This window comes from Nocardia crassostreae (assembly GCF_001613405.1).
Taxonomy (GTDB): domain Bacteria; phylum Actinomycetota; class Actinomycetes; order Mycobacteriales; family Mycobacteriaceae; genus Nocardia; species Nocardia crassostreae.
This window is the reverse complement of the sequence record NZ_BDCH01000001.1, coordinates 164,834-174,296: the sequence shown is the minus strand read 5'-3', so window position 1 is coordinate 174,296 and position 9,463 is coordinate 164,834. Positions and strand designations below refer to the sequence as shown.

Here is a 9,463-nt window from a genome sequence, read left to right as displayed (position 1 = left end):
GAAACCGTTCGCACATCACAGGTCTCAGTCAGTCGTGCACCGCCGCAAGCATGCGCTCCTTCCCCGATCGAATGTGCGCCTCCATCAACCGGCTTGCATTCTCAGGGTCCTGCGCCGCGAGGCAATCAATAATCTCGGCATGCTGGCAGTTCGAAGTGTTCCTGGCGGTTTCGGTTTCGAGCCCGTGGCGCCGGAACAGGTGTAGTTCCTTCGAGACATCGTCATACAGCTCGATCAGCCGGGGGTTGCCCGACAAGCCGACCAGGGCCCGGTGCAGATCAACATTCCCCGGGTAGTAGTCGTCCACAGCGGGTACAGCGTCGTCCAGCCGGGTTACCTTGGCGCGCAGGGCTTCCACATCCGCGGGTGTGGCATTCACAGCCGCCAACCGCCCCGCCAGCCCGAACAGCGCCGCACGAATGTCATACAACTGCGCCGCCTCGTCAACAGAGATTTCCCGCACGAACATCCCCCTGTTCGTCCGGAACTCAACCAGTCGCCCGTATTCCAACTGCCGCAGTGCCTCCCGCACCGGTCCCCGGCTGGTCCCCAACTGCAACGCCAACGCCGACTCGTTGATCCGGTCCCCGCCCTTCAGCATGCCGTTGATGATCATCTTCTCGAGTTCCGCCGCAATGAACTGCAACAACGAGGTGGACTGACGTTCGGCGACTCGCTGCTGCAAGGCGTTCATCGCATCCCTGTGCTCGGCCATGGCCTCCACTCACTCGTTGCGCGGACGGATCTGCCCGGCATTCTGTCAGCTTGAATTGTCAATTGCAAATCGTTGACAGTTGACAATTCTCGAGCGCAGACTCTGTGCACCGTCCAGGCGAAACGAAGGAGGACGGATATGAAGATCAAGGACATCCGGGCCAGCGTGCACACCACCTCGATCGAGGTGCCGCTGTTGCGTGAGCGGGTCACCGGTTACGGGCGTGAGGAGCAGAAGGAGTTCGTCTTCTGTGAGGTCGAGACGGACGAGGGGCTCACCGGGGTCGCGATCACCGGCCATTTCCTGGCGCATGCGGTGGTGGTGGCGCTCGAGCAGCACTTCCTGCCTGCGGTTGTGGACATGGACCCCCGGGAAGTCGAAGCGGTGCACCAGAAGGTTTGGCGCACACTGAATCCCCGCACCATGACCGGGGTGGTGTCCAGCGCCCTGTCGCTGCTGGACATCGCGCTCTGGGATATCGCGGGCAAGGCTGCGGGCCGATCGGTGGCGAGTCTGCTGGGGGGCGCTCGCACCGAGGTGCCGGTGTACGTGACTTTCGGCTTCCCGCAATACGATCGCGAAACTCTGGCCGAGGCCGCGAGACTGCAACTCGACCAGGGTGTCTCGGCCCTCAAGATGGTGGTCGCGGTGGACGAGCGCGGTTGGCGTGAGGACGCTGCCCGAATTCATGCCGTGCGCACGGAGATCGGCGACGACATCGATCTGATGATCGACGCCAACTATTTGTTCACCCCCAATGACGCCGCCTACCTCTGCCGCGCGGTGGAGGATGCCAATCTCACCTGGTTCGAGGAACCGCTGCATCAGAACGACGCGCGCGCTCTCGCGGACCTGCGGGCGCACACCAGAATTCCGCTCGCCGCCGGTCAGATGGAGGGCCATCGCTGGCGGCTCCGGGAGCTGGTCGAGCGGCAGGCGGTGGACATCCTGCAGCCGAATGTCTGCTACTGCGGCGGCTTCACCGAGGCCCGCAAGGCCGCGCATCTCGCGCAGACCTACAACCTGCCGCTGGCGCACGGCGGCGGGTGGCCACTGTTCAATCTGCACACCTTGGCCGGAATGATGAACGGCTGGATCCTGGAGTGGCATCTGGGCATGGTGCAGGTCGGTGAACTGCTGTTCCCGGATGCGCCGAAACCGGTGAACGGGCGCATTACCGTCCCGGATCGACCGGGCCTCGGACTGACCGTGGACCGCGACGCCCTGCGCTCGACTCTTGTTCCGGCCAAGTGATTCCGGGAGCTGAGTTACATGAGCACTTCCGCGCTCGATGCCGCGCCGGACGCCGCGGCCCCCCGGCCGCGCTGGCGGCGGGCGCTGGCCAACACCAGCTTTCAGGTGTTGGTCGCCGCCATTGCCGCGGGGATCTTCGGGCTGGTGGCCCCGGATATCGCGGCCGGATTGAAGCCGATCGCGACCGGCTTCATCGCATTGATCCAGATGTTGATCGCGCCGATCGTCTTCCTGGTGACGGTCACCGGCATTGTGTCGGCGGGCGGTATGAAGACCGTCGGCCGGATTGCGGCGCGCACGATCGTCTACTTCGAGATCGTCACCACGGTGGGCATGCTGCTCGGGTTGCTGGCGGTCAATGTGTTCAAGCCGGGCGAGGGGGTGGCGCCGCCCGCCGACGCGTCCAGTGAGATCGACAGCTATGTGCCGGGGAAGACGCACGATTCGTTCGGTGAGTTCGTGCTGGGCATGGTGCCGGACAATGCGGTGGGGGCGTTCGCCGAGGGGCACATCATTCAGGTGCTGATCTTCGGCGTGCTGTTCGCCATGGCGCTGCTGCGCATGCCCGCCGGAATTCAGGAGCCGATCGTGGGCGCCTGTACCCGGTTGTCGCAGGTGCTCTTCCGGATGATCAACATGATCATGTTGCTGGCGCCGATCGGGACCTTCGGCGCGGTGGCGTTCACGGTCGGCAAGTACGGGCCCGAGACATTGACGGCATTGATGAAGCTGGTGGCCGTATCCGCCCTCGCCCTGGCGGTTTTCGTCTTCATCGGGCTGGCGGTGATCTGCCGGTTGGCGGGATTCTCGCTGCTGCGGGTGATCCGGCTGCTGCGGCGGGAGCTGATGGTGGTGCTCGGCACCTCGTCCTCGGAAGCCGTACTGCCGCAACTCATGGCGCGCATGGAGGAGGCGGGCTGCCGCCGCAGTGTGGTGGGTCTGGTTGTGCCGACCGGGTTCTCGTTCAATCTGGACGGGGTCGCGGTGGTGATCCCGATCTGCGTGGTGTTCATCGGCCAGGTGCACGGCGTACCGATGACATTCGGGGATCAGCTGATGCTGTTCCTGGTGTTCCTGGTGCTGTCCAAGGGCACCGCCGGGATCAGCGGTTCGGCCTTCGTCACGCTGGCCAATACGGTGGCCGCGACCGCGCTGGTGCCCGTGGCGGGGCTGGCGCTGGTGCTGTCGGTGGACCGATTCCTTTCGCTCATGCGGGCTTTGACCAATGTGCTCGGCAATGCCGTTGCGGCCGTGGTCATCGCGCGCTGGGAACCCGATGGCCTGGATGCCGAGCGTGCAGCCGAGGTGCTCGGGTACCGGTCGAAAACTGCTTGAGGAGTATTGAAATGACCCGAATCGTCGCCATTCACGAAGGCGTCGTACCCATCAGCTCATCGATGAGCAATGCCTTCATCGACTTCAGCACCATGGACAGCTCGATCGTCGCGGTGGTCAGCGATGTCGTCCGGGACGGGGAGCCGGTCGTCGGCTACGGCTTCAATTCCAACGGTCGTTACAGCGCGGGAGAGATACTGCGCCGCAGGATCATTCCGCGACTGCTGGCGGCCCCGCCCGAGGAGCTGCTCACCGCCGACGGCGCGGCCGTCGATCCGGCGCGGGCGTGGGAGTTCATGACCCGCAACGAGAAACCGGGCGGACACGGGGAACGCTCGGTCGCGGTCGGCGTGGTCGATATGGCCCTGTTCGATCTGGCCGCCAAACTGGCGGAGCTGCCGCTGTATCAGTGGCTGGTCCGGCACTACGGTCTCGGCGAACCCGATGCGGACGTCTTCGTCTATGCCGCGGGCGGCTACTACGCCCCTGGCAAGGGGCTCACGCAACTCCAGGACGAGATGGTCAAATTCCTGGCGCAGGGCTACGACGTGGTCAAGATGAAGATCGGCGGCGCGAGCCTGGCCGACGACATCAAACGGATTGAGGCCGTGCTGGAGGTGCTCGGCGGGGACGGTTCGCGCCTGGCCGTCGACGCCAACGGCCGCTTCGATCTGGACACCGCTCTGGCCTACGGCCGCGCGCTCGAGCCCTACGGCCTGTTCTGGTACGAGGAGCCCGGCGACCCCCTCGACTACGCCCTGCACGCCACCCTGTCCGAGCGCTATCCCGGCCCGCTGGCCACCGGCGAGAACCTCTTCTCGGTCCAGGACGCCCGCAACCTCATCCGCTACGCGGGCATGCGCCCGGATCGCGACTACCTGCAGTTCGACCCGGTCCTCGGCTACGGCCTCGTCGAATACCTCCGCATCCAGGACATGCTCCGCCAACACGGCTGGTCCTCGCGCCGCTGCATCCCGCACGGCGGCTACCAGTTCTCGCTGCACATAGCCGCGGCCCTGCGCCTCGGCGGCAACGAGTCCTATCCGGGCGAATTCCAGCCCACCGGCGGCTTCGCCGACGAGGCCGTCATCGCCAACAGCCACATCGCCCTCGGCTCCACCCCGGGCATCGGCTTCGAGGACAAGGCCGAACTCCACAAGGTCTTCCGAGCCCTCCACGCCAACGACTGAACGAAAAGACGATTCGGCCCGGTCCCCGGCCTCCCGCCGGGACCGGGCCGCAATGGTGTGTCCTGCGTCATACACCCGGCGCGCCGTTGTGTGGAACCGTCAGTAACAGTTAGTCTGACTCTGTTGGTAAACCGATCGGTTTAGTAGGAGGTGTCGGATGACGGTGTCAATGGCGAGCCGGGGATCCGGACAGACCGTGGCGACCCTGTCGCGACGGGGACGGGTGGCGGCGCTGGTCGCCATCTGCCTGGCGGAACTGCTTGTGGTACTGGACAACACGCTCGTGAATGTGGCGCTGCCGTCGATGGCGGTGCAGCTACAGGCCGATATGAGCGGGTTGCAGTGGATCGTGGACGCGTTCACCCTGGTGTTCTCCGGGCTCCTGCTGGCCATGGGGCACCTCGGCGACCGGTACGGGCGGCGCAAGTTCATGATCATCGGCCTGATCGGCGTGGCGGCCATGTCCGGCGCGGGGGCGCTGTCCTCCGGGCTCGGGCAGGTCATCGCGGCCCGCGCCGGTATGGGTGTGTTCGCGGCCGTCGTGTTCCCGGCGACGCTCGCCCTGATCACGAATATCTTCACCGAGGCCCGCGAGCGCGCCGCGGCCATTGCCGCGTGGACGGCCATGGAGGGCATTGCCGTCGCCATCGGGCCGACGGTGGGCGGCTGGCTGCTCGAGCACTTCAGCTGGCACTCGGTCTTCTGGATCAATGTGCCGGTGGCGCTGATCGCCATCGCGGCCGTGCTGATCACCGTTCCGGAGTCGCGGGCCGAGCATGTGGACCGCCTCGACAAGATCGGCATCGTGTTGTCGCTGGCGGGTGTGACCATGCTGGTCTACTCGATCATCGAGGCGCCCAAGCACGGCTGGCTGTCCACCCAGAGCCTGGTGGGCTATGCGCTCGCGGTGGTGGCGCTGGCGGTGTTCGTCGGGTGGGAGCTGCGGGTGAAAACCCCTGTGCTGAATATGCGTTTGTTCCGTAATCGGCGATTCGCGGTGCCGTCCCTGGCGATCACCGTGTCCTACTTCAGCGCATTCGGGTTCCTGTTCCTGATCACCCAGTACTTCCAGGGCGTGAAGGAGCTCTCGCCGCTCGAATTCGGCATCCACTCACTGCCGTTCGCCATTGCCGTCGGCTTCGGCGCGCCCATCGCGACCATGCTGGCGCAGCGGCTCGGCACCACGGCCATGCTGGTGACCGGGCTGCTCATCCTGGCCATCGCCATGTACATCGCGGGGCAGACGAAGGTCGAAACCCCGTATCTGGGACCGGTTGTCATCTCGATGATCCTGATGGGCCTGGGCTTCGCGGTGGTTCAGGGTCCGGCCACCGAATCCATCATGGGCTCGGTGCCTTTGGAGGAAGCGGGCGCGGGTTCCGCGGTCAACGACACCACCCGCGAAGTGGGCGGCGCGCTGGGCGTGGCGCTGCTGGGCTCCATCATGACGACGGTCTACACCCAGCGCGTGGGCGGCCGGATCGAGTCCATCCCGGACCAGATCATGAACGACCAGCAGAAGGAGCTGGCGAGCAATACCCCGATCAGCGTCCTGGAGGTCATCAAGGCCCCGGTGAATCCGCTACTGCTGCAAGCGAAGACCGACCTCATCCACGCCATGAAGGCCGCCGCCCTGGCGGGCGCGCAGGCGGCCTCCTACGTCGCGGTGGGCACCATTCTGGTCGCCGTGGTGATCGTCGCCCTGGCGCTGCCCTGGAAGCCGCAGCGGGGCAACTCCATCCTGCTGGGCTGGCGTGAGAAGCAGTCCAGCCCAACAGATTCTGTCGAGAGCTGAATACGCTTCGGCACCCGCACCGTGTCGTGTGCGGGTGCCGAAGTCGTGCCTATGTCCCAGGTTCCGGAGGGCTCCGGGGCTCGAGGGGGTTTCAGGGGCTTGCCCCTGAGGGCCCCGGGAGTGGGTCCTAGAGCGTCTCTTTCTCCGAGTCCGGGTCCGGCGGCAGCACGCCGGTCACCAGGAACACCACCCGGCGCCCGATCTCCACGGCATGGTCGGCGAACCGCTCGTAGTAGCGGCCCAGCAGCGCCACGTCGACCGCGGACGGCACGCCGTGGTCCCAGTCGCGATCCATGATCAGCGTGAACAGATGCTTGCGCAGATCGTCCATCGCCTCGTCGTCATCGGTGAGCTTGGCGGCCCGCTCCGGATCGCGGGTCTCCAGCACCTCCTTGGCGGTGGCGCTCATCTTGACCGCGATGCGGCCCATTTCGGCGAAGTAGCTGTTGACCGCCTCGGGCACGGCGTGCGCCGGGAAGCGCCGCCGCGTCATCTTGGCCACGTGCAGGGCGAGCGCGCCCATGCGGTTGACGTCGGAGACGATCTGAATGGCGCTGACCACCTGCCGCAGATCACCGGCGACGGGGGCCTGCAGGGCCAGCAGCGCGAACGCCTTCTCCTCGGCCAGCTGGATCATCTCGGCAATGCGGTCGTACTCGGTGATCACCTGCTCCGCGAGCTCGAGATCGGCGTCGAGCAGCGAGTTGGTCGCCCGCTCCATCGCCGATCCGGCGAGCCCGGCCATGCCGCCGAGCAGATCGGCGAGCTCGGCCATTTGTTCGTTGTAGATGACACGCATGAGTCAAGACATTAGTAGTAGCTGCTGACCAAGTCACCAACGGTGGGTGAACATCGGTGCCGCTGCTATTTACACGTGTCGTCGGCCGCGTTCACATGTTCCAGGTCGGACGGGAGTGTGACCTGCGCCGCATCGGTGGAGATCGGCGCGTCCGGCAGGGTCTGCCCGAAGGCGGTCGGCGTCTTGATGGTTGCGGCGTAGTCGGCGCCCAGCACGACCTCCACGATGCTGCCCAATCCGGTGGCGGCCTCGAGGCTCGAGCCGGGGATGGCGCTGGCCACGGTGGCGGCCGCCGCCTCCTGCCCGCTGGAGTAGCGGACCTTGGTCTTGGGCGAGGTGCCCTCGGCGTAGTTGCCGGTGCTGTAGATCTGGAAGCCCTGATTGGACAGTTTGGTGGCGGTGGTCGAGGCGATGCCGCCGATGCCGGAGCCATTGGAGACCTGCACCGACACATTGCTCGGATCGACCGCGGTGAGCTTGGGCCTGGGCGCTTCCTCGGTGGTGGTGGTCTCCGGATCGGGCGCCTTCTCACCGGGCAGCGGCTGATCGTCGATGACCGCGCGGAAGATGGCCTTGATATCGGATTCGCGCGGAATCTCATTGCCGTAGGACGTGGTTCCCGCCGTGGGCACGGTGAGGAAGGTGATGGCCCCGGCCTCCACCTTCCGCAGCGACTGCCCGAGCATGAGCAGGTCCTTGGTGGTGACGTTGTCCATGAACGAGTGGTTGGCGAAGGCGTTGATGAACCCGTTCAGCTTGCCCGGATCGAACAGCACCTTGCTCGACAGCGCCCCGCGCAGCAGCGAGGACAGGAACCGCTGCTGGCGGCTGATGCGGTCGTAGTCGCTGCGTTCCTCGCCGTACACGTGCCGGGCGCGCACATAGTCGAGGGCGGTGGCGCCGTTGACGATCTGCTTACCGGGCTCGGTGAGAATGGTGCCGAGCGTGTCGTCGATGAGCGGCTTGGTGGCGCAGACCTCCACGCCGCCGATGGTGTCCACCATGGATTCGAAACCGGCGAAATCGATTCCGACGAAGTGGTTGATCTTGAGGCCGGACAGCTTCTGGATCACCTTGGTCAGGCATTTCGGCCCGCCTAGCGCGTAGACGGCATTGAGCTTGTCGCCGATGGCCGACGGGAAGGATTCGCCCGTGTAGGTGCCCTTGTCGTTGTCCCAGCCCTCGCAGACCGGCCGCGTGACATCCAGATCGCGCGGGAACGACACCGCGACCACGCGATCGCGATTGGCCGGAATGTTCACCAGCATGACCGTGTCGGCGCGCGCGCCCTCGGCGTCCTCGGTGGTGCCCGCGCCCAGCCCGGCGTTCACGCCCGCGCGGGTGTCGGTGCCGATGACGAGGAAGTTCTCATCGCCGTACTGGGCATTGGCGTCGACCACGTCCGGGGAGTTCGGATCGATGGCGGTCACCTGGTTGAAGCCGTTGTCCTTGGTCTTCAGATAGCTCCAGCCGGTGCCGGTGATCAGCATGGTGAGCACCGCGAAGACGGCGAGCGCACTGCGCCCGGCGATCTGCATCTTGCGATTGCGGCGGCGCCTGCTGGCGGTCAGCCGCGAGACGGACTGTGCGCCAACCGGGGTCGGCAGGGCGGTGGTCGGATAGTCGGCGGGCGATTCGACGCGGGCGGCGCGCGGCGTCTTGGCGGACTTGGCGCGTACCGGGGGCGGATCGGTGATCGCGGGTAGCTCTTCGGTGACCGGATCCGCGGCGGGGTCGACCCGGCGCTTCCCGGTGGATTCCACGGCCGCGTACTGAGAAGTCTTGGCGGCGGCGGAGTCCGGCGTGACTGCGCGGCGGGCGCCGGTCGTGCCCGGATCGGCGGGACGGCGAGCGCTATTGGCGGCGGGCGGCTCTCCGGGCACGGTGCGCCGGGCGCCGTTGGCCGCGGGCGGCCAGCCGACGGTATCGCCGTGGCGGCGGGTGCGGCCGGGGGCGATCGATTCGTCGTCGTCGGGTGTGGCGGCCGCGGGCGGCGCGGCCGGGGGCTCGGGTTCGGCCCGGCGGCGGCGGCGACGCGACTTGCGCTCGCTGTCCACGCGTTCGACCAGATCCTGCACCGAGATGGGCGCGGAGCCGGGCGTCGCGGAATCGCCGTGGCGCGCGCGGCGGCCGGTGGATGACTGGGCGTCCTCGTCCGCGGGGTAGCGCTCCCACGGGGCGCGACCTCCGGGCCGTGGCGTACGCCCGTACCGATCGTCACCCACCAACGAACCTCACTTTGCTATTCGATGCCGACCGTCATGATAACGATTCCGCCACGATGGACCACTCGAACGGGAATCCACCGGGTGTAGCTCACAGAAAAGTCTGCCAGGGGTACGGCGATCGGTTCGGGAACGCGGGAGGCGATATTT

Annotated in this window: 7 protein-coding genes; 4 read left to right on the top strand and 3 right to left on the bottom strand. The window is 66.4% G+C overall.

Annotated features, from left to right (window positions below):
- Positions 1–28 precede the first annotated feature (28 nt).
- Positions 29–715, bottom strand: a complete 687-nt coding sequence (locus NC4_RS00760) for an FCD domain-containing protein (RefSeq protein ID WP_067531128.1) — start codon at positions 713–715, stop codon at positions 29–31.
- 138 nt (positions 716–853) lie between these two features.
- Between NC4_RS00760 and NC4_RS00755 the strand changes: the two genes are divergently transcribed.
- The 4 genes from NC4_RS00755 (at position 854) to NC4_RS00740 (ending at position 6,289) form a co-directional block, all read left to right on the top strand.
- Positions 854–1,969, top strand: a complete 1,116-nt coding sequence (locus NC4_RS00755; protein ID WP_067531077.1) for a mandelate racemase/muconate lactonizing enzyme family protein — start codon at positions 854–856, stop codon at positions 1,967–1,969.
- Positions 1,970–1,987: 18 nt separating this feature from the next.
- Positions 1,988–3,304 (top strand): cation:dicarboxylate symporter family transporter, encoded by a 1,317-nt coding sequence (locus tag NC4_RS00750; RefSeq protein WP_067531075.1) that lies wholly within the window; start codon positions 1,988–1,990, stop codon positions 3,302–3,304.
- An 11-nt stretch (positions 3,305–3,315) separates the two neighbouring features.
- Complete coding sequence (locus NC4_RS00745; RefSeq protein WP_067531073.1) at positions 3,316–4,494, top strand: mandelate racemase/muconate lactonizing enzyme family protein; 1,179 nt, start codon at positions 3,316–3,318, stop codon at positions 4,492–4,494.
- Between the two features lie 157 nt (positions 4,495–4,651).
- The gene (locus NC4_RS00740; RefSeq protein ID WP_067531072.1) at positions 4,652–6,289 is read left to right on the top strand and encodes an MFS transporter; all 1,638 of its coding nucleotides are present in this window, start codon (positions 4,652–4,654) and stop codon (positions 6,287–6,289) included.
- A gap of 127 nt (positions 6,290–6,416) precedes the next feature.
- Here the strand turns inward: NC4_RS00740 and phoU are convergent, their stop codons facing one another.
- Positions 6,417–7,088, bottom strand: coding sequence for a phosphate signaling complex protein PhoU (gene phoU / locus NC4_RS00735; RefSeq protein ID WP_067531070.1), 672 nt, complete (start codon positions 7,086–7,088; stop codon positions 6,417–6,419).
- A gap of 65 nt (positions 7,089–7,153) precedes the next feature.
- Complete coding sequence (locus tag NC4_RS00730; protein ID WP_067531068.1) at positions 7,154–9,313, bottom strand: LCP family glycopolymer transferase; 2,160 nt, start codon at positions 9,311–9,313, stop codon at positions 7,154–7,156.
- Positions 9,314–9,463 lie beyond the last annotated feature (150 nt).

Coding starts and splice junctions, on each gene's coding strand:
- NC4_RS00750 (WP_067531075.1), top strand. CDS start 1,988: ATGAGCACTTCCGCGCTCGATGCCGCGCCGGACGCCGCGGCCCCCCGG.
- NC4_RS00755 (WP_067531077.1), top strand. CDS start 854: ATGAAGATCAAGGACATCCGGGCCAGCGTGCACACCACCTCGATCGAG.
- phoU (WP_067531070.1), bottom strand. CDS start 7,088: ATGCGTGTCATCTACAACGAACAAATGGCCGAGCTCGCCGATCTGCTC.
- NC4_RS00745 (WP_067531073.1), top strand. CDS start 3,316: ATGACCCGAATCGTCGCCATTCACGAAGGCGTCGTACCCATCAGCTCA.
- NC4_RS00740 (WP_067531072.1), top strand. CDS start 4,652: ATGACGGTGTCAATGGCGAGCCGGGGATCCGGACAGACCGTGGCGACC.
- NC4_RS00760 (WP_067531128.1), bottom strand. CDS start 715: ATGGCCGAGCACAGGGATGCGATGAACGCCTTGCAGCAGCGAGTCGCC.